Here is a 26,205-nt window from a genome sequence, read left to right as displayed (position 1 = left end):
TTCTCTTTGTGCAATAGATCTTTAAGTGTTTTTAATAGCCAGCAGAACTTTAACACCGTGAATAATATTTACTTGTAGACGCACAACTTGTTACGTGGCAAACAAAGCCCGTAATAAACTCATATTCACAAAGAGGATAAGAGACGCTCCGCTTTTAGAGAAGAAATGAAAAAATAATTGTTTAAATTGGTGTTGTTTTCTCATTCACTTCTCTTTGTGCAATAGATCTTTATTTGTAAAAAAAATAGCAGCGTTGCTTTTCGCCTAAGCAAGCTTTATAGCTCCAGCCGAACTTTAACACCGTGAATAATATTAACTTGTAGACGCACAACTTGTTGGCGTGACGGGCAAAGCCCGTAATAAACGTATATTCACAAAGAGGATAAGAGACGCTGCGCTTTTAAAAAAATGAAAAAATAATTGTTTGAATTGGTGTTGTGTTCTCATTTTCTTCTCATTCACTTCTCTTTGTGCAATAGATTTTTATTTGCAAAAATAAATAGCAGCGTTGCTTTTCGCCTAAGGAAGCTTTATAGCTCCAGCCGAAATTTAACACCGTGAATAATATTAACTTGTAGACGCAAAACTTGTTGGCGTGCCGGGCAAAGCCCGTAATAAACGCATATTCACAAAGAGGATGAGAGGCTGCGCTTTTAGAGAAGAATTGAAAAAATAATTGTTTGAATTGGTGTTGCTTTCTCATTTTCTTCTCTTTCACTTCTCCTTGTGCAATAGATCTTTATTAGCAAAATAAACAGCTGCGCTGCTTCTCGCGCAAGCAAGCTTTGCGCCTTGTATCTCTCGTTGATAAATGATTAGCTATCATTTATCACATCGAAGTCAGTGAGCTTGCCTTTGCGCCTAGTATTTAATACTGCTCCGTAGATAAAGCCCTGACTTTCTATTCTCACAAACTGAATGGTATCCAAGCACACTTTTATTTAAGTAGATGCTGTATGTACAAGGGGAGTAAGTAGAGATGATGTTTAACGGCATTGATATTAGTAAAGAGAAAATTGATTTATCGTGGTTGAGAGACCAGCTTACAAACAAGATTAAAACAAAAGTCTTTAAAAACAAGCATCAAGACTTTGAGAAAATAGAAAAGTGGCTTTTAAATACAACTAAAAGCGTTGCTAGTGAGCTCGTTATCACCCTCGAACCAACGGGTGTTTATCATGAAGCACTGATGTATTTTTTACATGAGCAAGGCTTTAATATTATTTTAGCGAATACAGGCAAAGCGAAAAAGTATGCTGACGCGTTAAACATAATTCATAAAACAGACAAATCTGATGCAACGATGCTTGCCCACTACGGCTGTGCAAAGCACGCAGTCGTTGATTATTGGCAACCTGAAGCGTTAGAAGTTAGAGAGCTTAAAGCCCTTATCCGTCGTTTAGATGCGCTTGAGAGTAACCGGCAACGAGAAGCTAACCGATTAGAAGCAAGTGAATTCAGCAACGTTTCAGCACGTGTTCGCCAATCGATAAAAGTGACTATCGCATTTTTAGATGACGAAATTAAACAGCTTAAATCTGACATTGATGATCACATAGATAATGAGCCTGGTTTAAAAAGAAACAGGAAACTACTAGAGTCTATACCTGGCATTGGGCATGTATTATCGAGAGAGCTGAATATTTGTTTGCGGCTAAAAAGTTTAATAAAGCCAAAGAAGCAGCAGCTTATTGTGGGTTAATTCCACGGCATAATGAATCGGGTAAATTAAAAGGGCGAACATCAATTAGTAAACTTGGGCCAGCCAGAATTCGCTGCAAACTCTATATGGCAGCTATTGTCGCTGGGCAGTGGAATAAAACAATAAAACGACACAAGTTAACATTAATAAATAACGGTAAAACACCGATGCAAACTGTGTGTGCGAATATGAGAAAGCTCATCCATATATGTTTTGGTGTAATAAAAAACCAAGAAGCGTTTAAGCTCCAAGTAAGTTAAGTACGACCTTGAAGCTTAAAATGAGAGATGGTATCTACAACCTAAGTTTAGCACCGTGGCTATTTTTACTTGTGGACGCAAAACTTGTTGGTGTGACGGGCAAAGCCTGTAATAAAGGATTTATCCTCGAAGAGATTTAGAGGCGCTGCGCTTTAGAGCATTAATAAAACTAAATTAAAGGTAATAAAAAAAGCGCGATAAAAATATCGCGCTCTTAAATCGGCTTTTAACTAGATCAAATGAGTTTATTCGCTTTCATTTTCCATAAAGCGCTGTAACTGATCTTTTAAGTTTGGTGGAATGCCTTTAATAACCAGTGTATCGGTCGCTTCATTGTAAGTTACGCGCTCACCTAAATGTTTACGCTCAAAACTAACACTAACACCGCCCCCTAAACCCGAAAACTTAACCATACTGGTCACCGTTTTTTTATCGACCGGGAAAGAGTCTTCTAAATCGTAGCTTTGCTCTTTGCAAAAGTTATCAAACGGACTATCGTCACCTTTCGTTAGGGTAGCCGAAAGCTCAGTAACGCTTGCATCTTCACCCGTGGTTACGCAATCGTTACAGTAGTCAAATACTTGCTTACGTAATTCGTCTTTTTCTGATTTATCGAATGATTGCTCCGATAAATAGTCTTCAACGGCATTAAGCATCACTTGGCTTTGTTGTTTAGGGTCTATGCCCTCTTCACAACCTAAAAAGTCTAAGAAAAAGTCTGCTACTTTTCGCCCTGCTCGCCCTTTAATAAAAGAGATATAGCGATTGTCCTCAGCTTGAGTATCCCACGCGGTTAAATCGATACGTGCAGCTAGTTGCATGCGCGATATATCTAAGTGGCGAGACGCTGCTAAATCAAGCTCAGAGGTCATGCTGTAGTGCTCTTTAATATTGATCATAGCTATCAACATGTAATCAGTAGCCACATACTGATAATGACAAAATACTAAGTAGCCTGTTTCGCTAAAGGCATATTTATCTAACTCTTCTTTTAAAACAGTGGATGCCTGTTCGGTCATGTGCCAAAAGCCTAACTCGTCATTACGATAGCTTTGCATTGCCGAGGCTACAACACTGTTTTTATCGCCACTAAATGCACAGTAACCTTTACCTGGCTTTGAGTTGTATGCATGATGAAGTTGTTCGATAAAAACAGCGACTTTATCGTTTATCACCATTTCATCGTTTCGTAGGTGAATTTGCGTATCGTCGTCTTTTTTGTCTACATAATGAACGACTAATTTTTTAACGTCTGTTGTCATCTTTGTTTTTCACGCCTCTGGTGTTAAAATACGAGAATATAACTCTTTTATTGAACCAACTGATGCCAATCTTATCAAAATACTCTAATGAAGAAGTAGAACAAATCGTCGATCAGCTTATTGATGTGCTAACGCAACACAATGCGCCGGTTGATTTAAGCCTTATGTGTTTAGGAAATTCTATCACGCATATCCTAAAAGAGCATGTACCTGCAGGGAAAAGACAAGCCGTAACTGAGAACTTTGCAAAAGCACTTGCTCAGTCGGTTAAATAAATTATATGAATTTATCGCAGCACAATCAGTTTTCGTCAAAAGCGAGTCAGTTATTAAGTTGGGGCCACTGGTTCACTTTTGCAAATATTGGTTTAGCGCTTTTTATTAGCCTAAGCTTTTTATTTGCAGATTCACCGCCAACTAGCTTTATGGGTATTACCTACATGTTAGTGACGTGGTTGAGCCATACGAGCTTTATCGCTTTTTTAGCATTTGTGCTGACGGTATTTCCTTTAAGCTTAGTGTTTCCCTACCCTCGACATATTCGAGGTATGGCTGCCGTTATTGCTACGCTTGGGGCGTCTATTTTAACGCTCGATGCGTATGTATACGTTAATTTGGGCTACCATTTAAGCTCTTCTGCGCTACCGGAAATCATTTCCTTACTGTGGCATCGTCTAACTAGCTCGCCTGCCCTTACTACGTTGTTAGCCGGGGGGATTGTTTTACTCATTTTAGGCTTCCAATTAGTTGTAAGTAACTATACATGGCAGCACTTAGCGCGTTTAAAACAACTTAAGTTTGCCCGTTTTGCCAGCTCGTTTTTAGTGTTGTGTTTTGCACTTAGCCACAGTATTCACATTTGGGCAGATGCAAATCTAAAGTTTGATATAACGAAGCAAGATAACGTTTTACCGCTGTCGTACCCTACGACCGCTAAAAGCTTATTAGCAAAAAATGATTTGCTCGACATTGAAAGCTATAAACAAGCTCACAATGTAAGAATTAATAACCAAAATATTAATTACCAAATACCTGCGCCAATGCAAAAATGTGAAGATTACACTGCGCAGCAAGTCGATATTTTTGTATTTGATACCAACGAGCAGTTAAAACGCTTTGTTGCCAAGCATAAAAACCTACATAAAACTGATCAGTTTTTACAGCCAACACACCATGGCGATAGCTTGTTTAGTTTAGTGTATGGCTTACCTTCTTTTTATAAAATGGCTATTTTATCAGAGCAAACCTTACCTGCGTGGCAAAGTCAGCGCAGAAGCATAGAGCTTGCTGGAATTGAAAAGCTAAACTTTATAAACGATCAAGCGCATTCAAACAGCGCAATTAAAATCATTAAAGGTGAAGATAATCCGTCTCCTCGCAGTGACGACACCCATATTTTTGCGTTTAGCTTAGCTAATAATAGCTCGGAAGTAGTTACATCATCGGTGTTATACAGCTCAGATAAGCGAATAGCCAAGGTAGATGGACTTATTCAACCCAGTGATATTATTGCAACCAGTGTAGGCCAGTACTTAAACTGTAAGTCTGTGGTTAAACAAACCATGCTAGGTGAAAACCTGTATAAGAAAAAAACGGACACTGGCGTTAATTACTCGCAAGGCGTAGTTATTGCTTACAAAAAAGATAGAATTACGCTAATAGATTCAGACGGTAACTATAAAAATATATCTGCCGCTGAAGGTTTTTCTATTGAGCAAAGCCTCGATATCCCGTTTTTAGTACAAAGTATTAAAAAGCTAAAAACCTACACACAATAGCCCTATCCCTTAACCTAGCTTGCTATAACACCAAGCTAGGTTATATTTACTAAATCATAGTAAACGCTCAGGGATGAACTTAATGCAAAAACACACACTTTTTTTATGCGCAGTAATGGTATGCCCACTTTCTCTTCAAGCGCAAAATGCCACAACTTACTATAAATGCGTGACAAAAAACGGCACTATCTTTTCGCAATTCCCTTGTAACGATAACGCTACCGCCTACACAATTAATACTGTATCGGGAATTAATACTGCACCGGCGCAAGATTACACAAAAGAGCTAAACGCATTAGAGCGCGAACGGATTGTGCTTGACCTGCAAGCTGAGCTGAGAAGTAATACTAATAAATTAGCGATTATAAAACGTAAAAAAGACCGCGCAGAATACAACCAACAACAGCGCCTCAACCGTATTTTAGATGACGAGGACAAAAAGTTAATTAGCAAAGATATTACCAAGCAATTAAAAATAATAAATAAAGATCATAAAAAGCAAACCACCGAAATTGAAAAGCGCATTAAAAAGTTAGAGAAAAAAATAGCTTCCTACCAATAACTTAGCTTTTGCCATCACACTCAATTATGCTTTAAGCTAAAAGTATAAAAACTGAGAATATTTATCTTGGTTTTAAACTTAAAATAACATAACCTTAACAACTATAGAGTTAAAGCTCTAACGTGTATAACACTACAGCACCACTAACATTTATAAATGCTGTACTAAAATCGTTATATACACTTTTTTAAGGAGTGTTTATGCAGCCACGCCACATAGCTGAATTAATTTTAACGGGTTTTAAAAAGCATTATCAGCTGTTTCAAAAAACCACCGCCCAAGCCCCGCTTGCCTTTGCAAAGCGCGATTGGCAGCAAATTAATGAAATTAGTAAACTGCGTATTAGTTACTACGATGACAGAGTAAACGAAACCACTGAAGCATTAAAACAAGCACAGTTAACTGAGCAATTAGATGAGCAACTTTGGCTTGAAGTAAAAATACTGTACCAACGCTTTTTATGCTTTCATCCTCAAGCTGAACTTGCCGAAACATTTTATAACTCAGTATTTTGCCGTTTGTACCACAGACGCTATTTTCATAACGACTTTATATTTGTACAAGCCACATTAAAAGATGCCCCTGCCATTCCTGTTGAGGCAGAGTACCGCAGCTACTTTCCAGTGGTTGATGGTTTAAAGCCCACAATAAAGCGCATTATTGAGCATTTTGATTTTAAAGCCCCGTTTGTAAATTTAGAGCGGGATATACGTTTGCTCGTAAAGGCATTTTACAAACAAGCACCCGACACTCACCACCAGCCTTGGCAAATGCGCTTTGATATTTTGCACGCGCCTTTTTATCGTAATAAAGCTGCTTACATAGTCGGCCGAGTGGTCTCTCAAAGCGGTGTACAGCCTTTTATTATTGCGGTACTGCACCATGAAGATAAAGGCTTATACCTCGATGCGCTATTAACCAAATCGTCGCAAATGCGGGTGATTTTTGGCTTTGCACGGGCTTATTTTATGGTTGAAACCCATGCGCCCTCAGCCATGGTGCGATTTTTAAATCAACTTATGCCTAATAAAACACTCGCTGAGCTTTATAATGCCATTGGGTTTCATAAACAAGGTAAGACTGAGTTTTACCGTGAATTTTTACATCACTTGTCTCACTCAGACGATAACTTTATTATAGCGCCAGGCACACCAGGCATGGTGATGATGGTATTTACGCTGCCCTCTTTTGGCTATGTATTTAAAGTAATTAAAGATAAGTTTGGCGAAAGCAAACCGTTTGGCCGCGAGACCGTGCTTAAACGCTATCAACTGGTAAAAAGCCATGATCGGGTTGGCCGCATGGCTGATACCATAGAATACTCTAACGTCGTATTTCCTTTGGCACGCTTTGATAGTAATTTACTGGCACAGCTACATAAAACCATTGGCTCATCTATGGTAATTGAAGGCCCGTGGCTTATTATCAAGCATTTATATATTGAAAGGCGCATGACACCGCTTAATTTATTTTTAGAAAACGCCAGCGAAGAAAGTGCTGCCGATGCAATAGAAGAGTACGGCCAAGCACTTAAAGAAATGATTGCGGTAAATATTTTCCCAGGCGATATGCTGCTTAAAAACTTTGGGGTCAGCAAACACAAGCGCATTATTTTTTACGACTACGATGAGGTTCAATACCTAACAGATATGAACTTTAGGGCCTTACCTAAGGCCAAAAGCTATGATGATTACTTAACTGATGAACAAAGTTACTCAGTTGCGCCGCAAGATGTTTTTCCTGAGCAACTTTGTACCTTTGTTATGCCAAACCCAAAGTACAAACAGTTTTTGCTCAGTACACACCCCGAGCTTGTTGATGTTAGTTTTTGGAAGCAAGCTCAGCAAAATATAAAAAAGGGTCATGTTAGTCACATATACCCATACCCGACAGCACAACGCTTTATTCATCACTGGTAAGCGTTAAAGGACACACAATGAACATAAGTAAAATAGATTTAAATTTGCTGGTTTACCTCGACACCCTATTACGTGAGTGTAACGTAACCCGCGCCGCTAACCAGTTAAGTATTACTCAACCCGCTATGAGTAACGGCCTTAAGCGTTTAAGAAACTTGTTTAACGATCCAATTTTGGTACGTACCAGTGAAGGTATGGTCCCCACAGAGCGTGCTATAGAGCTGCAACCGGTTATTCGCGGTATATTAATGACCCTAGAAGAAACTCTCGCACCTAATCGCGAATTTGAAGCCAGCCAAAGTAAACGTGTATTTAGAATAATGGCCAGTGACTATGCAGCCAGTACATTAGCGCCAAAGCTTTTAAGTAAACTTCATGCAGAAGCGCCCGATACAACCCTAGATATACTTACGCCTAGTGATGTAACGTTTCATGATGTTGAAAATGGTAAAGTGGATATGGCAATTAACCGCTTTGAAAACCTTCCGCAATCTTTTCATCATAAACGCATATGGAAAGACAGCTTTTGCTGCTTAGTAAAAGCCGACAACCCAATTATCGAAAACTTTAGCCTAGACAGCTATTTAAAAGCCCGCCATATATGGGTCAGTAAAACCGGCTTTGGGGTCGGCGTAGGTATGGACCCTAAAGATGTACAAAAGCTAGGTTGGGTAGATGAAGCACTTGCCCATTTTGGTAAACACCGAAATATTGCCACGTTTACCCGTAATTACCATGTAGCCATTCATTTGGCAAAAGAGCAAAATTTAGTGGCGACCTTACCTTCAAAGGCTGCCAATATTTACTTAGATGATGCAGGCCTTAAAATTTTAGAACCTCCATTTCCTATACCGCCTTTTGAGCTAGATATGATTTGGAGCCCTTTATTGCATCGCAATGCAAGTCACATTTGGTTACGCCAAAAAGTAGCCGAAGTGGCGGATGAGCTTAAATAACCTTATTACAAAAGCCATGTAAAATTTGCGAGGTTATTTTATTTTAAATAGCCTCACAGCTTTAATATAAATAAAATAACTAACCATTTCAGCATGTTAAAAATAAAAATAAAAGTGGAATGGCCTTTGCTCCAGTTACTATGAAACTTAAATTCATGTAAAGAGAGGTCATTATGAATACCCATCAAGGAACAGAAGCAACTCATATTACTGACATCATCCAAGTAATGAACAGTGGCATTGATTTTTATCAAAAAGCGCAAGAGAAAGTTGAAGACCCAGCCATTGGCGCATTATTTCAACGCATGATTGACGCACGAAAAGTAAGTGTTGAGCGCTTACAACCTTATGCAGTTAACGAAAAAGGTGAGCGTGAAGACGGCTCTTCTTTTGCTGTAGAAGCACGCAGAGCTTACACAGCCCTACTCACTTCGTTTAGTTCTCATAACGATAAAACATACGTTAAAGAGCTTGAAGAGGTAGAAGATAAAACACTTGAAGAAATTAAAGCAGCGATGGATAAACCACAGCCAGCCGACTGTGAAGCAGCCTTAGCGAAAACCTTGCTAACGATGCAAAGCTGCCACACCGAAATGAGCCGTATGCAAAAGCATTAATTTTCAATTGCATATATTTAAAACCCAGCCTAGCCGCTGGGTTTTTTATTATTACAATGTCCAGTTTAAACCCTGCTATGTATAGCCAAGTCCAAAATGCCTCATTTAGTATTATCAAAGCCATACAGGGGGTATACCAATCCGTAATAATGTTTAATTAAGCGAATTGGTATAATTTAACGCTGAGGTAAGGCGCAACACAATAAAATCGCGGTTGAGAAATAAATACTGAAAAGGCTAAATACAAAAAAAGGGCCTTACGGCCCTTTGAACTTAAATAACATAAGGGAGTGTTATTTATTAAAAACGGTATTCTGCGCCTACATAGTAATAAGCACCATTAAAGCCAAATGGCGCTGAACGGCGAGAGTATTCAAATACCCCATCACTGCTTACAATCGTATTGCCATTTGAATCTACAATTGTGCCCGAGCGTGAGTTACCAATAGTGTTTTTATCTGGGTACACGTCAAATAAGTTATTTGCACCAATATTTACAGATAAATCTTCAGTCACAAAGTAGTTAACTTTAACGTCAGTTAAAATTTCTGCACCGTAGGTTTGGCGTCCGCCATCTTCTACTGTGTATTCACCAAAGCGGTTAAGTGAAAGGTTTACAGTCCAATCACCACGCTGGTAAAGCGCACTTAAGTTGATGCGATCTTCTGGTTGCCACTCTTCAATAATTGAAATTTCTTGATCAGAGAAAACATCTTCAACCGGTACGGTTTCAAGCCCTGAGCCCGATGGTGTAAATAACGATACCACCTCAGTTTCAGTAAAGTTAGCTGCTAAAGTAAAATCAAGCGTGCCACCTAATCCCTCGGTATTCCAAGTAGCTACAAAATCAATACCCGAAGTTTCGGTATCTGCACCATTTAAGAAAAACTGTCCTGCACCTGCGCCTGAGCTGATTAATGCAGCATCTAGGCTTGAAGAAAGCCCTTTACCTAAACGGTTACTAATTACTATGCGGTCGTCAATATCAATTGAGTAGTAATCCACAGTAACATTAATGTTATCCGTAACGTTGTAGACAATACCTAAGCTGCGGTTTTGCGATTTTTCTTCTTTAAGTTTTGGAATACCTAAACTTTGTGCAAGGGTTGAATCGTTTCTGAATGTACCTACTTCTTCAGCAACTAATGAGCCGTCTTCAGCCACAACAAATTGTGTGCTGATATTGTTAAAATACAATTGCTGCATTGATGGCGCTCTAAAGCCTGAGCTTAATGCACCACGCAGTGACACATCATCAGTAATTGCCCAGTTACCCGCAAGCTTAAAGTTTACCGTGTCGCCAAAGCCTTTGTAATTATCATAACGCAGTGCGCCTGATAAAATGACATCTTCAATTAGGTAGGTTTCTGCATCAAGGTAAAACGAAATTACATCGCGTGACTCATCAACCGATGATGCCGGCGAAGAACCACCAAAACCTTGCGTGCCGCCAGAGGCATCTTCAGAGCCTACACCGCCACTTAAACCACTGTAAATACTTACCCCATCAAGGGTGTCGTAATCACGATAAGCATATTCGCTGCCCTCTAAAATACGGTATTCATCGGTACGAATTTCTGCACCCATAGCCAATGAGTAGTCATCAAAGTTTTGTGTAAAATCTATATTAATGGTTTGCAGTGATAACTCCATGCCATAGGCATAGACTTCACGTGGAATAGTACTGCGAATATCTGCGGCACTTAAACCTTGCTCGTAACGTAAAAAGTTAGCGTACGAGGCATTGATTGTGTCACTTGTTGTGTAATCAATGCTGTTTTCACCGTAGGTGTAAGATACATCTAAACTTGCATCGTTATCAAAGTCGGTTTTGTAACCAAAGTTGTAAGAAATATCATCAATTGTGGTATTGATTTTAGGTAAAAAGCCTAACGGAATAGTTGCGTCGTTGTCTTGTAAAACAGGGTTACCGCCCGCATTTGCATTATGACGGAAAAACGCGGCTGATTCGTTATCGCGGGTTGAATAAGTAATAAAGCCATAAAGCTCACCATCACCTAACTCATACCCTGTATTAACGGTTAAGCCAAATTGTTGTGAGTCGGCATCGCCAATACGAAAAGTGTCTCTGTCGGCGGTCAATTCACGCGGATCGCCTGCCAGTAAAGTACCGTCGCTAAGCTCTGTACACCCATAAAACTGACACGAGCCGTGCAAACCTGCGCGGTTAGTAGGCGAGCGGTCGCGGTAATTAAGTGTTGCATTTAAGTAGCCGCTATCACCTAGGGCAAACCCTTTATTAAAATCAACGTTTACTGTTTCGCCATCACCCTCTGAGTATTGCCCGTAATTAACCGCTGCTTTGCCGCCTTCGCTGCCATCTTTTAGTACAATATTAATTACGCCGGCAATTGCATCTGAGCCGTATTGCGCTGCTGCGCCGTCTCGTAAAACTTCTATACGTTTAATAGCTGAGGCTGGAATGGCATTCATATCGGTACCTGCGGTACCACGCCCTACTGAGGTATTGATATGAATAATACTTGCCTGATGGCGGCGCTTACCATTAATAAGCACAAGTGTTTGGTCAGGCCCTAAACCACGCAGTGTTGCAGGTCGTAAGGCGTCAGTGCCGTCACTGATTGACGAGCTTGAAAAGTTAAATGAAGGTGCAATAGATTGCAACATACGGCCAACTTCGGTTTGGCCTGTGTTTTCAAGTGCTTCAGCACTTAAAATATCAACGGGTACGGGTAAATCTTCTACTGAGCGCCCTGCTACGCGGCTACCTACAATAGCAATTTTTTCTATTTTCTCTTGTGCAACATCCTCTGCTGCATTCACACCGTGTGAATTTGCTGCAAGCAATGCTGGTAATACAGCTGCACTAACCCCTGAAAGCTTCATCATGTTGTTATCTTTCCTATTGATTTGTTTGAGTTTTATACTCAGTAAACCATTTTGATCAACAACCGCATCGAGCTCAGTCCCACTTAATAATGCTTGCAGTGCATCTAATTGGGTATAAAAACCATAAACCGAATTTGCTTGGTAATTTTTTGCCAACTCATAAGAAAACACCACGGTTTGCTCTGTTTGTTTCGCAAATTCTATTAAGGCTTTGTCTGCTCGCTGCGCTTGTATATCAAATTGCACCATTTGCCCAGTGGTCTGTGTTGCCCCTTGCACACTCAAGCTAAAAATAGCCGGAGCAAGTACACTTAAACCACTAAATAAATGCGTTTGGTTACTGCGCAATTTATATAAACAGCTGACAAACAAAATTCCTCTATAGTTTTTTATCTTTTTTTTAAACCTTTTTTTACTAATAACATTTAAAGATGCAACTTCACCTAACATTTGTTTGATATGCATAACATTTCTTATGATTTAGTTTGCTGTGTTAGGCTCACCATATGTTCACCTAAACGCTCATGCTCAATTGCAAAGTTAGTCTGTAAACTCTCAAGTAGCCCCTCAACATCGCCAGCTTTAAATACACCCGCCACTTTTATATTGGCAAGCTCATCGCTTGAAAGCTCAAAACGCGTAGAGGTGTAGCGGCTCACTTCATTTAATGCATCGCTTAAATGCTCGCCATTAAAAATTAACATGCCATTTTGCCACGCTAAATCACGCTGGACGTCATCCACAGAAAGCTGCGTAATAGGTTTAGTAATGCTTTGCTCTATAATTGCTTTTTCACCTGAGATAACAATATTGGCATTGATTTTACGTACTTTTTTAGCGTTATTATCAGCCAGTTGGTAGTCTTTAAAATCGTTGGCACTTACCGCAACACTTGGGTCGGTGATCATCACTTTACCTTCGGTTACAACCAGCTCTAAATCAGAAGAGGTATTGCGTTGTACATTAAATACAGTACCAAGTGCCGTAAAGCTCTTATCGCCAGCCATCACACTAAATGGGCGCGATGCATCTTTTGCTACATTAAAACGCCCTTCACCCTTGCTCAGTAATAACTGACGACGCCCTTTGCTATAAGCTACCTCTAATAGGCTATTCGTGTTTAATTGCACTATGGTGCCGTCGGGTAAAACATACGTGGCTTGTTCGCCCACCTTCGTTGTATAAATTTTGGTGTAATTTATTTTAGCCAGCTCTTCGTTGTAGCCATTTTCAAGGTTAATTAATAAGTAACTACACACCATTAATGCTGCAAATAAGCTCGCGGCAATAGCACTAGAAAACGCCCATCTTTTTTTCTGGGGTTGTTTTACACTTCTATGTGGAAATAAACTGCTTAACTCGTTTAATACGGCCAATTCATCCCATAGCTGCGCAAGTTCGTAGACGGCATCTTGATGGGCGGTGCTTTGCATCATCCAAAGCTTAAATTGCTCTTTTTCAATTTCGCTTAAGCCCCTATCAATTGCGCTGATCCATTGGCAGGCTTTTTCTAAAATTAAATCTTTTGATGTGAATTGATGAACATTACTCATTTTGCTGCCCTCTCAATTGATAGAGCCGAATTACAAGCAGAATTATGCGCCGCAGATTGGTTATGATTTTGTTCATGTTCTTTCATGTATAACATGGTTTGTAATAAACCTTTGGCAATGTGTTTTTCTACTGTGCTTTCACTTAATTGCATGTGCTGGGCGATTTCTTTTTGGCTCATACCGTACACTTTTTTAAATATAAAGCATTTACGGATAGAAGAATTTAGTTGATCCGTTGCTCTGCAAAAAAGTAAAAAACGCTCTTTTGAGGTGTATTCATCCTCAAGTTGTGAGGATTTAAGCAGCGGGGGTAATTCTGCGTCGTGCTCTAACGAGTCATTAAACTTGTTATCCCACTTGGCTATATGATTAAGCGCTAAGTGCTTTGCAGTTTTAAGCATGTAACTGCGTCTAAACTGAATATCTTGTTTTAAATCAGCTTCGTAGCTTTTAATAAAGGTTTCTTGCACAATGTCTTCTACGTCATCGGGCTGTACAATACGCGACACAAAGCGTTTTAACTGCTTAGTGATATCAACAAACGTTGATGTCATATTTACTTTGGTAGTCATCCTTAACATAGGCCTATTGTTATTTTTATTACCGATAGATTACGAGTTTTTGGCATAAAAACAAGCGCAAATGTTAATTTAGCGTTGTTTAGGTGGGTTTTGAGTAAACAGGAGATCAAATGAGTAAATTATTAGATTACATAAGGCTCAGCTTTTTTGCAGCAGGTTTACTATTAGGGGTACAAATACCGGCCTTTGTAAGCGACTTTGGGCACGCTTTAGATGCACATTTAATTGAAGCGAATAACGCATTAGCCCCGTTTAAAAAAGATGCTCAAAACTACTTTAACAACGATTTAAACAAGTTAATTGCCCACTATGAAAATATTGGTGATGATATTGTTGGTAAAGGGGCTACCCATATTAAAAGCCTCAATAATCGCCAGCACTCTTTACAAGCGGCAGTTAATAACTTTAACCAATCGCCCTATTTATTTACTTTAACCAGCGACTTTCTCACCATTAAAAAGCAAGTATGGCAACGCTTTGAAGGGCAAATAGTGTTAAAAAAAGACTCCATAATAGCAGCGCTTGTTAGCGCCATTATTATTGCTATTTTTGCTGAGTTTATTGGCTTTGTAACCTTATTCATTATTAAGCGCGGGTATTACCGCTTATTCATAGCTGGCAAATAAAGACTTCATAAACTCATAAAACACCTCGGTTTTACGGGTTGTTAAGCTATTTTGAGGCCGTAAAAACCACACCGGCGCGTCGCTTTGGGCCATTGCATTGGGCATCACCTCTACTAAGTTTCCGGCACTTAGCTCATCGTTAATCGCAATTTTAGATTTAATGGCTATGCCATGTCCGGCAAGGGCTGCTTGTGTCATGTTATCGGAATTAGAAATAGTAAAGCGCGTTTTGGCATTAAAGGTGTGTATTTTATTATTTTCATCATACAGTTTTAACTGCCTTTGCCAGGGCAGACACACCCAATAGTGCGTGCTCAGTTCGCTTAGTGTACAAGGCATACCATGCTTTTTTATATAACTTGGCGCTGCACATAAGATACGGGAGTTGTTGACAATTTTACGAGAAAGCAGGCCAGAATCGGTTAATTGCCCTACTCTAATTGCCACATCTTGTGCATCATCGACCACATTGACAAAATGATCAGTAATTAAAAAGTCGAGCTTTAGTTGCGGGTATTGGGTTTCAAACTCGGTCAACTTAGGCATAACATACTTTGAAAAAACCCACGGTGGCATAGTCACGCGTAATAACCCGCTCACCGAAGAGCTTCGTGCGCCAATGCTGTGCTCTGCATCGTGCAGAGCTTCTATAATAGCCCCTACACGATGATAAAATAGCTCACCGGCGGGCGATAACCTTACTCGTCTGCTGTCTCTAAACACTAACACGGTTGACAGCTCACGCTCGAGCTTGCTTAGCCTGTGGCTTACTGTTGCCGGCGACAAACGTTGCTCACGCGCAGCTGCAAGCACCCCTTTATTTTCTACTACGGCAATAAATGTTTCTAGGTCACTTAAATTATACATACATTTGGCTAGGCAGTTTTTAGTATTTAATATTTTCGAATGAAGCTTTCAGTTTTGCAATATATATTTAAATAACTAAAACACCCATAATCGCCGTACAGTTATATTCGAGATTTAATAATGAGTTTAAAATCACAGATTGATGCCTATAACGTGCAAAAAGAAGCGAAGCTACCTAGCGATGTATTAGCCCTTATGGCGCAGACAAATGAAGAGCTCATTGCTCAGCATATAAAAGATAATGCGCTACAGGTAGGCGCTAAAGTAAGCAATTTCAGCTTAAACAATCATAGCGCTGAGCAAGTTGAGCTCGCTGATTTATTAAATAATGGCCCGGTAATAATTAGCTTTTACCGTGGTAACTGGTGTCCATATTGTAATTTAGAGCTAAAAGCACTTAACGCTCACTTACCCGAATTTAAAACGCACAATGCGCAGTTAGTTGCGATATCACCACAATTACCCGACGAAACGTTATCTAGCGCACAAAAAAATGCCCTTGAATTCGATGTGCTTTCAGATATTAATAACAAGGTAGCCGAGCAATTTGGTTTACTGTTTACTTTAGATGAGCGTATTGTGGCGCTTTATAGCCAGTTTGGAATTGATTTTGAAAAGTACTACGGCAATAAAAGTTATAAATTACCTTTACCAGCAACCTATGTAATTAACCAAAAAGGCATAATTACGTATGCCTTTTTAAACGAAGACTATACCCTACGCGCAGAGCCTACTGATGTATTGGCCGCCCTTGAATCGGAGCAACACTAATGTCTATTTTAAAATCGTTAAAAACCCTTACCCTATCACTTCTTGTTGTTACTAGCCTTGCCTCTGGCTACGCTATGGCTGAGGAGCCACAGGCACAAGCGAAACCTAAAGTACTTATTTTTGATGTAAACGAAACCTTGTTAGATTTAACCTCCATGCGCACCTCTATTGGTAAAGCGCTTGGCGGGCGTGAGGATTTATTACCACTTTGGTTTTCGACCATGTTGCATCATTCACTCGTTGATACTGTAAGTGGCAATTACCACGATTTTGGACAAATTGGCGTTGCGTCGCTGCGCATGGTTGCCAAAAATAACAACATAGCCATTACTAATGAACAAGCAAAAACAGCCATTGTCACCCCGCTTTTAACCCTACCTCCTCACAAAGATGTGAAAGAAGGACTGGTAAAACTCAAAGCACAGGGCTATAAGTTAGTAAGTCTGACAAATTCTTCAAACAAAGGTGTTAAAGCCCAGTTTGAGAGCGCTGGATTAATGTCGTTCTTTGATGCGTGTTACAGCATTGAAGATATTAAAGTTTATAAACCAGACTTACGTGCCTATGAGTGGGTGCTAACAAAATTAAATGTAAAAGCAAATGAAGCAATGATGGTAGCGGCGCACGGTTGGGATGTAGCAGGAGCTAAAGAAGCCGGGTTACAAACAACCTTTATCGCCCGCCCAGGTAAAACACTTTACCCACTGGCAAAAAAACCAGACCACGTTGTGAAAGATTTACATGAATTAGCCGCTCTACTTAAATAAGCACTCCCAGCGCTAATTAATCAATACCCAAGCGGCCGATGTTAGGATGACAATGGCCGCTTTTTTATTAGGGCGTATTGATCTTTGATAGTTAAATTTGCAGCAGTGTGTTTGGTTTTTAGGCAAGGCAGAGCCTATGAAGTGTAGTTATTCCACATAAATAGGCGAAACGCAGGAGCAGTTATCGAGCCCACGAGGTTACAAACCTCTCGCCGCAATTTAACCGCCCCTAGATTGAACAAATTTCAATCCGCAAAGTTCAACACACCCTAATTAACATTCTTAAAAACTGGCTTATAAACAAACCATTTAGCATTTTTATCTGCTAGCAATTTACTCCCCACAACGCTACTATTTAATGAATACGCAGTGGAGATAATTATGAACAGTCAAAGATTAAGCGAATTTGAAGAATACTTTCAAATAAATGAAAGCATTCGAGTAAACTTATTTGCTGTAGAAAATCAGTTAGTGCCGCAATCTCAACTCGCGCTTGAAGACGACATACCTCCTCTATTTAAGCTAGCTAACGAAGTCAGTGAGCTTGAACAGGCCTCTTTAAGACCCCTTAGAAACCTAGGCGATTTAGCACAAGAGCTGGCGGCTTTTTTACAAGCACAATCGCGTAAAATTGATTTAATAATGAGCCACATTTTAGCATCAGAGCAAGCTCAAGATAACGCCATACATTGCGATAGCTACGGCGGAGGCGGTATTCGCTTTACTTCGCCTGATGTATACGCAATAGGCCAAGCATTTAGAACAAAGCTATTTTTGCACCACGAAGCCTCAGCCGTTTACTGTTATACAGAAGTTGTGGCCGTTGAAAAACAAGACAGCGAACACTACCAATACACATTACTGTTTACTGCAATAAGAACCACAGACCAAGAATTAGTTGTCAGAGCCAGCTTACATGCACAAACACGCCAGCTAAAAAAACGCCAAGAACTCGAGCAAATTGACGATGATTCAAGCAGCGATAAATAGCTGACATATGCATGTAAAATGCTAAACTAGCGCCACCGTAATTTGTATCAAAACTTCATGAACTTTAGACTTCTACCTGAATGGGCTGAGCAAGACGCCGTTATGCTTACCTGGCCCCATGCACAGACCGACTGGGCTGATACGCTTGAACGCGTAGAGCCTGTTTATGTTGAGCTTGCAACGCATATCACAGCCGTGCAGCAGCTTGTTATTGTTGCCCATAACACGGCGCTTAAAAGCCACATTACTGCCTTGCTTACAAAAGCGAATATAAACTTAAGCCAAGTGCATTTTGTTGTTACACCAACAAACGATACCTGGGCACGCGATCACGGCCCTATTACCTGCGCAAATATTGACGACGCTCGCCAACTTAAAATTTACGACTTTATCTTTAATGGCTGGGGTAATAAATTCGAAAGTGCCCTCGATAATAAAATTAACGCAGTACTGGTAAACCAGCTAAGTAATCCAAGCACTGATTACCAAGCCCTGAATGTGGTACTTGAAGGTGGCGGCATTGAAATTAACGAACACGGTGTGTTGCTTACAACCAGCGAATGTTTACTGAATAAAAATCGCAACCCCAATTTATCAGCAGGCGATATTGAGTCAATTTTAACAACGCATTTAGGCGCAACTGACTTTTTATGGGTGGATCATGGCTACTTAGCCGGTGACGATACCGACAGCCATATCGACACACTGGTACGTTTTGCCCCCAATAATACACTTGTGTATGTTAAGTGCGATGCTAAAGAAGATGAGCACTTTAACGCATTAGATGCGATGGAAAAGCAGCTGCAAAGCTTTAAAACGCAAAATAATACCCCATATACGTTAATTGATTTGCCGTGGCCAAAACCAGTGTTTGATGATGACAACACCCGTTTACCGGCAACGTACGCAAACTACTTGATTATCAATAATACGGTTTTAGTCCCGACGTATAACGATGACAACGACGCACTGGCGCTAGCGCAAGTTCAAAAAGCATACCCAGCGCACACTATTATTGGCGTTAATTGCCTACCTATTATTGAACAATTTGGTAGTTTACATTGCATTACCATGCAATTACCTCGTGGATTTTTAGCTGGAGCAGCACAATGACAAGCCCTGCAAAATTAACCGTTGCCTTAGTGCAACAAACTAACAGTGATAACGCCTGCCAAAATATGGCAAAGTCGATTGCTGGCATTCGTGATGCTGCTAAGCAAGGCGCACAGCTTGTGGTTTTGCAAGAGCTGCATCGTAGTCTGTATTTTTGCCAAACAGAAGATGTTGATGTATTTGACCTAGCCGAAACAATTCCGGGTCCAAGCACAAATACACTGGGCGAGCTTGCTAAAGAGCTCGGCATCGTTATTGTGGCTTCACTGTTTGAAAAACGTGCCACTGGGCTTTATCACAATACCGCGGTGGTACTTGAAAAAGACGGCACCATTGCGGGTAAATACCGTAAAATGCACATTCCTGATGACCCTGGCTTTTACGAAAAATTTTACTTTACCCCAGGCGATTTAGGCTTTGAGCCAATTCAAACCTCAGTAGGTAAATTAGGTGTTTTAGTATGCTGGGATCAATGGTTCCCTGAAGCGGCCCGTTTAATGGCCATGGCTGGCGCAGAAGTACTAATTTACCCAACCGCAATAGGCTGGGATCCACGTGATGATAACGCAGAGCAAACACGCCAAAAAGACGCGTGGGTAATAAGCCAGCGTGCGCATGCGGTTGCGAACGGCGTACCCGTTATTAGCTGTAACCGTGTAGGGCACGAAAACGACCCTAGCGGACAAAGCGAAGGTATACAATTTTGGGGTAACTCGTTTATTGCAGGCCCTCAAGGCGAAATGCTCTCAGAGGCGAACAATACTGATGAGCAAATTTTAGTAGTAGAACTTGATCAAAAAGCCTCTGAAAACGTAAGACGTATATGGCCGTACTTACGCGACCGCAGAATTGATCATTATCAAGACTTAACAAAAATTTACCGAGACTAAATAACTGCAAGGCGTTTGTAAGCAAACGCCAACTAAAAAATGGAGCACTAAATGGCGTTTGAGCAATGGGCAGCCTTGCCGTGGGTAAAATCTCAAAAAGATAAAATTCAATGGGGGCAGCTAACTGGCAGTGCACTAAGTATAGCCATTGCAGAAGGTGTAAAACAGCAAAACGATTTAGTGCTTATAGTTACGCCAGATACGCCAAGCGCATTACGGCTTGAAACCGAGCTCGAATACTTATTGCCAGATAACCCGGTAATGGTATTTCCTGATTGGGAAACCTTGCCGTATGACCATTTTTCTCCGCACCAAGATATTATTTCAGCGCGCTTAGCCACTTTAAACACTTTAAAAAACGAGCAGCAAAGCGTACTTATAGTGCCTGTATCTACGTTAATGCTACGTACTGCGCCTGCTTCGTTTATTTATGGCTCTACCCTTAATTTTAAAGTAGGCGATAAACTCGACACCCATAACCTGCGCAGTAATTTAGAACAAGCAGGATATTTAAACGTACAACAGGTAATGGAGCACGGCGAATACGCAATACGTGGCTCTATTGTTGATTTGTACCCAATGGGCAGTGTGCACCCATTTAGGCTCGACTTTTTTGATGATGAACTCGACTCTATTCGTTTATTTGACGTAGAAACCCAGCGCTCAGATGAAAAAGTAGATAAAATTGAGTTACTGCCCGCGCATGAATTTCCAACCAACGAAGCAGACGTTGAGCGTTTTAGAATAAATTATCGCGACAAATTTGGGGCCAGCTCAGAGCAAGACTCTGTTTACATGCAAGTAAGCAAAGGTACTTGGCCTGCGGGTATTGAATACTACATGCCGCTGTTTTTTGAAAAGCTTGCCACCATTTTTGATTACTTGCCAAACACCACTACGGTTATGCAACTAGGTGATTTAGAACACGCCGCAGATACCTTTTGGCACGATGTAAACGTACGCTACGAAAACCGTAAAGTAGATCCCCTGCGTCCACTACTGGCGCCCAGCGAGTTGTATCAACCTATTAATGAGTTGTTTTCTAATTTAGGTGAATTTGCACGAATACGTTTATCGCAAGCTAAATTACCCACTAAAGCAGGCAATAAAAACTTAAATGTGAGCGAGCTGCCCGCAGTACGAATCGATCATAAACAACACGAACCCTACGGCGCATTTATTAACTATGTGGCAGAACAAAAAAAGAAAAAAAGCCGTATTTTATTAAGTGTTGAGTCTGATGGTCGCCGCGAGTCTTTATTAAGCGTGCTTAAGCCAAGCGGCTTAAAGTTTAAAGAATTTGAAAGCTTACAGCAATTTACACAAAGCCAAAGCGATGTAGGCTTAATTGTAAGCCCTCTTGAGCAAAGTGTTGTACTGGGTACAAAACCGAGCCTTTCTATTATTACCGAGCAAGAGCTGTTAGGTATTAAGGTGTCACAACGCAGGCGCCGTAAACATAAATACGAAGCAAGCCAAGATGCGTTAATTCGCAACTTAGCCGAGCTTAAAGAGGGCCAGCCAATTGTTCACCTTGATCACGGTGTTGGTCGCTATCAAGGCCTGCAAACAATTGACGCAGCAGGCGTAATCACTGAGTTTGTTACCATTACCTATGCCGGTGAAGCAAAACTGTATGTGCCGGTATCGGCACTGCATATGCTAAGCCGTTATTCGGGCGGTGAAGAAGCAAGCGCCCCGCTTCACAAACTTGGCTCAGATGCCTGGGAGAAAGCCAAAAAGCGTGCCGCTGAAAAAGTACGTGATGTAGCCGCGGAGCTGTTAGATATTTACGCACAGCGCCAAGCAAAACCAGGTAATAAATTTGCACTCGATGGGCAAAGCTATCGCCAATTTAGCGACAGCTTTCCATTTGAAGAAACCGACGATCAGCGTAATGCTATTGAAGCCGTACTTGGTGATATGCAATCAAGACTTGCTATGGACCGTTTAGTGTGTGGTGATGTAGGCTTTGGTAAAACAGAAGTGGCTATGCGTGCCGCGTTTGTAGCGGTTAACGATAACAAACAAGTAGCCGTGTTAGTACCAACCACCCTGCTGGCTCAGCAACATTATGAAAACTTTAAAGACCGCTTTGCCGATTTTCCTATCGAAGTGGGAGTGTTGTCGCGCTTTAATTCAACTAAAGAGCAAAAAGACACGCTTGAAAAAATGGCCGACGGTAAACTAGATATCGTTATTGGAACGCATAAATTAATTCAGCAAGATATTAAATTTAACGACTTAGGTTTACTGATTGTTGATGAAGAGCACCGCTTTGGTGTACGCCAAAAAGAAAAAATAAAGTCATTACGTGCTGATGTAGATATATTAACCCTTACTGCAACGCCTATTCCGCGTACTTTAAATATGGCGATGAGCGGCATGCGTGATTTATCTATTATTGCCACCCCACCTGCTAAGCGTTTAGCAGTTAAAACCTTTGTACGCCAACGCGACAGCGACTTAATACGCGAAGCCATACTGCGTGAAATTAAACGCGGCGGCCAAGTGTACTTTTTGCATAACAATGTTGAGACTATTGAGCGAGTCTCGCAAGAGATCAGCGAATGGGTACCAGAGGCTAGTGTCACCTCTGCTCATGGGCAAATGCGCGAGCAAGAGCTTGAGCAAATAATGACAGACTTTTATCACCAAAAATACAATGTACTGGTATGTACCACCATTATCGAAACCGGTATTGATGTGCCTACTGCTAATACTATTATTATGGACAGAGCCGATAAACTTGGCCTTGCGCAATTACACCAATTACGCGGTCGTGTTGGGCGAAGCCACCACCAAGCGTATGCTTATTTATTAACCGGCGATGCTAAAGCACTTTCTAAAGATGCCACCAAACGCTTACAAGCAATCGAGTCGTTGGAAGATTTAGGCGCAGGTTTTGCCCTTGCTACACATGATTTAGAAATACGTGGTGCGGGTGAGCTATTAGGCGACGATCAATCAGGGCAAATGCAAACTATTGGCTTTAGCTTGTATATGGAAATGCTAGAGCAAGCGGTTAATGCCCTTAAAAATGGTAAAGAGCCAACGCTTGAAAACCTGCTTCAGCAGCAAACTGAAGTTGATTTAAAACTCCCTGCCTTACTACCTGATGATTTCATACACGATGTTAATGCGCGTTTAGGTATGTACAAGCGCATTGCAAGTTGTGCTAACCTTGCCGATATGGACGAATTACAAGTAGAGCTAATAGACCGCTTTGGTTTATTACCTGATGCCACTAAAAACCTATTTAGTATGCAGCAACTAAAAATGCGTGCTAGCGATTTAGGAATTACAAAAATAGAGGCAAACCCTAAAGGGGGCTACTTTGAATTTAGCCAAAATACGAAGGTTAATCCTAGCTTCATCATAGGCTTGATACAAAGTGCACCCCATGTGTACAAAATGGATGGCGCAAATAAATTGCGCTTTGCAATTAATGAGGTAAACCCTCGTGAACGCTTAAAAATGGTCACTGCAATGATTGCAGATTTCGAAAAAAAGGTTAGCCATTAATGTTGCTAAAAAAATCGCTTATCGTGTTATGTTGCTTATTTAGCAGCACCGCATTTGCAGAACGTTGGTTTGAAGTAGAAGTGCTGGTATTTAAACAGCGCCCTGCCCCCTATTTACAAGAAGACTTTAGCTTAAAGCACGAGCCCATTAAGGCGAAAAATACGTTAGAGTTACTCACCCCATTATACACAGAGCAAGCTATGCAGGCATGTATAGATGGCGATAGTCGCTTTCAAAAACGCTCGTTTACCGATTCTTTAGTTAATGCCAACCCACAATCGGGTGTGTGTGATAACAGTATCGACTTTATGCAAAGTTACGACGAGTTGCCCGTTACGCCATTAGCACCGGCACAAGATACGATGGATGAGCCCTATTTACTCGCACCTGAGCAATTACAATTTACTGCCCAGCGCCGCGCTTTAGACAGAAAAGGTTTAGCCCCGCTACTGCATACTGGCTGGCGCTTTGAAGGGGCAAGTAAATCGCGTGCGCCAAGCGTACATTTAATTTCTGGTGATCATATAAAACGCGACGTTAACACTACGCCTAATTATTCAAATCCCGACTTTATTAGCTTAGTACAAAGTAAGCCACAGCTATTTGATACCTCAGAGCAGCCCCTAAGCTATTGGGAGCTAGATGGTTTATTTAAAATACATTTACGCCACTACCTTTACATAACCGCTGATTTTGACGTAAACGAAAAACTACCTAATGGGGATATAGAATCGGCCCGCTTTTCACAATTTAAACGTGTAATTAGTGGTGAAATCCATTACTTTGATCATCCTCGTATGGGCATGATTGTACAAATACGAAAGTATAAACACTAAATCAATAGGACATAACAATGAAAAAACTCCTGATCATCGCAGCAACGCTAAGCCTGGCAGCTTGTTCAAAAGTAAGCCTAGAAAACTACGAAAAAATTGAAGTTGGCATGGATAAAGCCGAAGTAGAAGCTATTTTAGGCTCTGCTGATAACTGCGTAGAAAAAACCCTACATACTAATTGTGTATGGGGTGATGAGTCTAAAAACATTGAAATAACACTCGTTTCAGACAAGGTAACTATTTATTCTAAGCACGGTATTACACAGTAATACTGCGCTAAATTAGGTAATTTACATGACACTAAGGGATAGCCGTTGCTATCCCTTTTTTATTTTCTATTTTTTAGAGTAAATAAGTTCAATATTAACTATTTTACTGCGATTGAGGGTTATTTTGTAACGCTGGTATAAAGTTCTTTCCTCGTCTTTTAATACCATCACCAAATTTAACTGGTAGCGCCTTTCAACCGCTTGCTTTGATATTTTATTACCATCTAAATGATACAGCTTGCCCTCGCCGCGTTTTAAATACCGTGCAAAGGGCGCCAAATTAAAACGCATACTTTGCTGTAGAGTATCGTAGCCTGGTAAAAACTCTTTAGCTGAAACACGTGTTTCACTGGCAAAGTGCAGCCACTGCGCGGCTAGCTTGTTTTGCTGACGCCTTTTTGAAAATATTGTTTTTACTTCACTAGGGATTTTTTTAAAACGCATGTACTCAAGCCACACAAACTGACTTGCAACGCGGTCTTTAGTGATGCTGTTTTTAAATACAAACCGCCATTTAGGACGCCCGCGTACAATAGCACGCCAAATTACCCGTGTAATGTCTTCTTTAAATATCTCACGCAAGCCGTAAATAACCCCCAATATTAAAATAAGGGTAGCGGTAACTTCGGTAAAGGTTGAGCGCGCATTAAGTATAACCACCATTACAAATGCCATAATGACAGCTGTAACCGTGCCTTTTACTAAACGCTTTAAGTAACTATTTAAATAACGCGTATTGCGATGCAAAATAACGCCGTGCTCTATAAGGCGCTGCAGTAAACGCATTTTATTTGTAATGCGGTTACCATCTTGCAACGTGGTTTCTGAGTTGTAATTTTGCTCAAACCGGTATGTATTTTCGTTTTTACAAAATTGCAGTAAGTCGTTGCGCTCTTTCGCAAAGTCACTGCTGCGCGGGCCTTCATCTAATAGCTTTAAAAACGACTGTTCAACATGCCAACTTAAATAGTTATCGGCATTGGTGTAAAACGGCACCAGCTTTTCATCATCGGGGGTATATCTGCGTAGCTTTTTTAGCAGCCCTTCACTTTGCTCAAACAGCTCTTGTGCACGGGCATAAAAAGCATCCACTTCTTGAATCTTTAATGCATCTTTAATATCAGCGTCGAGCGCTAAACGCACCTGATAACAGTACAAATTAAGGTTTTGGCGGTAATCTTGTTGCTCACCTTTGTTTTTACTAACAAAGCGGCTACGCACTAAGGGTAAGTGTATGTTTTTAGCGTTATAAGCTAAGTGCGATTTCAAGTGGTTATTAAAATAAGACTCTTCACTGAGGGTTTGCACGTTTATACCCATTTCATTGGGTATAGAAAAATACAGGTCGATACGCTGCTCAGAGCGAGGGGATAACTCTGGTTCTATGACAAAAGATAAATTTTCGTCTTGTTTTATCAAACAACTCTCCTTTTATTGAGTGTATAAGTGTACTGGTCTCCTTAATTTTGTTCAATAAAAAAGGCCCAGTAA

23 protein-coding genes are annotated in these 26,205 nt (G+C 40.6%); 17 read left to right on the top strand and 6 right to left on the bottom strand.

What is annotated here, in order from left to right:
• The first annotated feature begins 979 nt into the window (after positions 1 to 979).
• Together VOI46_RS06575 and VOI46_RS06570 are read left to right on the top strand one after the other, a co-directional pair.
• A complete protein-coding gene (locus VOI46_RS06575; RefSeq protein WP_324738189.1) occupies positions 980 to 1,702 on the top strand; it encodes a transposase in 723 nt (240 codons plus the stop codon).
• A complete protein-coding gene (locus VOI46_RS06570) occupies positions 1,645 to 1,962 on the top strand; it encodes a transposase (RefSeq protein WP_324738188.1) in 318 nt (105 codons plus the stop codon). The genes VOI46_RS06575 and VOI46_RS06570 overlap by 58 nt, the downstream gene beginning before the upstream one ends.
• 245 nt (positions 1,963 to 2,207) lie before the next feature.
• On the opposite strand, the gene yejK is transcribed toward VOI46_RS06570, so the two are convergent.
• Positions 2,208 to 3,224 carry a nucleoid-associated protein YejK gene (gene yejK / locus VOI46_RS06565; RefSeq protein WP_004588924.1) on the bottom strand — a complete coding sequence of 339 codons (1,017 nt, stop codon included), beginning with the start codon at positions 3,222 to 3,224 and terminating at the stop codon, positions 2,208 to 2,210.
• Positions 3,225 to 3,286: 62 nt separating this feature from the next.
• Here yejK and VOI46_RS06560 point away from each other — a divergent pair, with 62 nt between their 5' ends.
• The 6 genes from VOI46_RS06560 (at position 3,287) to VOI46_RS06535 (ending at position 9,055) form a co-directional block, all read left to right on the top strand.
• Positions 3,287 to 3,499 carry a DUF1414 domain-containing protein gene (locus tag VOI46_RS06560; protein ID WP_004588923.1) on the top strand — a complete coding sequence of 71 codons (213 nt, stop codon included), beginning with the start codon at positions 3,287 to 3,289 and terminating at the stop codon, positions 3,497 to 3,499.
• A 5-nt stretch (positions 3,500 to 3,504) separates the two neighbouring features.
• The gene (locus VOI46_RS06555; protein ID WP_004588922.1) at positions 3,505 to 5,001 is read left to right on the top strand and encodes a DUF3413 domain-containing protein; all 1,497 of its coding nucleotides are present in this window, start codon (positions 3,505 to 3,507) and stop codon (positions 4,999 to 5,001) included.
• A gap of 82 nt (positions 5,002 to 5,083) precedes the next feature.
• Positions 5,084 to 5,563, top strand: a complete 480-nt coding sequence (locus tag VOI46_RS06550; protein WP_004588921.1) for a hypothetical protein — start codon at positions 5,084 to 5,086, stop codon at positions 5,561 to 5,563.
• Between the two features lie 200 nt (positions 5,564 to 5,763).
• A complete protein-coding gene (aceK, locus tag VOI46_RS06545) occupies positions 5,764 to 7,482 on the top strand; it encodes a bifunctional isocitrate dehydrogenase kinase/phosphatase (protein WP_004588920.1) in 1,719 nt (572 codons plus the stop codon).
• Between the two features lie 17 nt (positions 7,483 to 7,499).
• Entirely contained in the window at positions 7,500 to 8,438 is a 939-nt protein-coding gene (locus VOI46_RS06540; protein ID WP_004588919.1) for a LysR family transcriptional regulator, read from the top strand.
• A 173-nt stretch (positions 8,439 to 8,611) separates the two neighbouring features.
• Complete coding sequence (locus VOI46_RS06535; RefSeq protein WP_004588918.1) at positions 8,612 to 9,055, top strand: PA2169 family four-helix-bundle protein; 444 nt, start codon at positions 8,612 to 8,614, stop codon at positions 9,053 to 9,055.
• A 300-nt stretch (positions 9,056 to 9,355) separates the two neighbouring features.
• On the opposite strand, the gene VOI46_RS06530 is transcribed toward VOI46_RS06535, so the two are convergent.
• Genes VOI46_RS06530 through VOI46_RS06520 form a run of 3 tightly spaced genes read right to left on the bottom strand, consistent with a single transcriptional unit; the run spans position 9,356 to position 14,051 of the window.
• Positions 9,356 to 12,391, bottom strand: coding sequence for a TonB-dependent receptor (locus VOI46_RS06530; protein WP_004588917.1), 3,036 nt, complete (start codon positions 12,389 to 12,391; stop codon positions 9,356 to 9,358).
• An 8-nt stretch (positions 12,392 to 12,399) separates the two neighbouring features.
• Positions 12,400 to 13,479, bottom strand: coding sequence for a FecR domain-containing protein (locus tag VOI46_RS06525; protein WP_004588916.1), 1,080 nt, complete (start codon positions 13,477 to 13,479; stop codon positions 12,400 to 12,402).
• The gene (locus VOI46_RS06520) at positions 13,476 to 14,051 is read right to left on the bottom strand and encodes an RNA polymerase sigma factor (protein WP_004588915.1); all 576 of its coding nucleotides are present in this window, start codon (positions 14,049 to 14,051) and stop codon (positions 13,476 to 13,478) included. Before VOI46_RS06520 ends, VOI46_RS06525 begins: the two co-directional genes overlap by 4 nt.
• Before the next feature lie 119 nt (positions 14,052 to 14,170).
• Here VOI46_RS06520 and VOI46_RS06515 point away from each other — a divergent pair, with 119 nt between their 5' ends.
• Entirely contained in the window at positions 14,171 to 14,686 is a 516-nt protein-coding gene (locus tag VOI46_RS06515; RefSeq protein WP_004588914.1) for a DUF2937 family protein, read from the top strand.
• Here the strand turns inward: VOI46_RS06515 and VOI46_RS06510 are convergent.
• Positions 14,666 to 15,553, bottom strand: a complete 888-nt coding sequence (locus VOI46_RS06510) for a LysR family transcriptional regulator (protein WP_004588913.1) — start codon at positions 15,551 to 15,553, stop codon at positions 14,666 to 14,668. The genes VOI46_RS06515 and VOI46_RS06510 overlap by 21 nt on opposite strands.
• A 120-nt stretch (positions 15,554 to 15,673) precedes the next feature.
• Between VOI46_RS06510 and VOI46_RS06505 the strand changes: the two genes are divergently transcribed.
• From VOI46_RS06505 to VOI46_RS06470, 8 genes are all read left to right on the top strand, one after another.
• A complete protein-coding gene (locus tag VOI46_RS06505) occupies positions 15,674 to 16,324 on the top strand; it encodes a peroxiredoxin-like family protein (protein WP_004588912.1) in 651 nt (216 codons plus the stop codon).
• Entirely contained in the window at positions 16,324 to 17,091 is a 768-nt protein-coding gene (locus VOI46_RS06500) for a haloacid dehalogenase type II (RefSeq protein ID WP_004588911.1), read from the top strand. Before VOI46_RS06505 ends, VOI46_RS06500 begins: the two co-directional genes overlap by 1 nt.
• Positions 17,092 to 17,472: 381 nt before the next feature.
• Positions 17,473 to 18,081: a PilZ domain-containing protein gene (locus VOI46_RS06495; RefSeq protein WP_004588910.1), complete on the top strand. Its 609-nt coding sequence runs from the start codon at positions 17,473 to 17,475 to the stop codon at positions 18,079 to 18,081.
• A gap of 57 nt (positions 18,082 to 18,138) precedes the next feature.
• On the top strand, positions 18,139 to 19,194 hold the full coding sequence (locus VOI46_RS06490; protein WP_004588909.1) for an agmatine deiminase family protein: 1,056 nt from the start codon (positions 18,139 to 18,141) through the stop codon (positions 19,192 to 19,194).
• On the top strand, positions 19,191 to 20,084 hold the full coding sequence (locus VOI46_RS06485; protein ID WP_004588908.1) for a carbon-nitrogen hydrolase: 894 nt from the start codon (positions 19,191 to 19,193) through the stop codon (positions 20,082 to 20,084). Before VOI46_RS06490 ends, VOI46_RS06485 begins: the two co-directional genes overlap by 4 nt.
• A 51-nt stretch (positions 20,085 to 20,135) precedes the next feature.
• Entirely contained in the window at positions 20,136 to 23,609 is a 3,474-nt protein-coding gene (gene mfd / locus VOI46_RS06480) for a transcription-repair coupling factor (RefSeq protein WP_282338513.1), read from the top strand.
• Positions 23,609 to 24,445: a peptidoglycan binding protein CsiV gene (locus VOI46_RS06475; protein ID WP_004588906.1), complete on the top strand. Its 837-nt coding sequence runs from the start codon at positions 23,609 to 23,611 to the stop codon at positions 24,443 to 24,445. The genes mfd and VOI46_RS06475 overlap by 1 nt, the downstream gene beginning before the upstream one ends.
• Positions 24,446 to 24,462: 17 nt before the next feature.
• Positions 24,463 to 24,714, top strand: coding sequence for a hypothetical protein (locus VOI46_RS06470; protein WP_004588905.1), 252 nt, complete (start codon positions 24,463 to 24,465; stop codon positions 24,712 to 24,714).
• 66 nt (positions 24,715 to 24,780) lie between these two features.
• On the opposite strand, the gene VOI46_RS06465 is transcribed toward VOI46_RS06470, so the two are convergent.
• Entirely contained in the window at positions 24,781 to 26,133 is a 1,353-nt protein-coding gene (locus tag VOI46_RS06465) for a hypothetical protein (protein WP_004588904.1), read from the bottom strand.
• Positions 26,134 to 26,205 lie beyond the last annotated feature (72 nt).

Source organism: Pseudoalteromonas sp. CuT4-3 (assembly GCF_035666335.1).
Taxonomy (GTDB): domain Bacteria; phylum Pseudomonadota; class Gammaproteobacteria; order Enterobacterales; family Alteromonadaceae; genus Pseudoalteromonas; species Pseudoalteromonas atlantica.
This window is presented reverse-complemented; position numbering and strand designations above follow the sequence as displayed.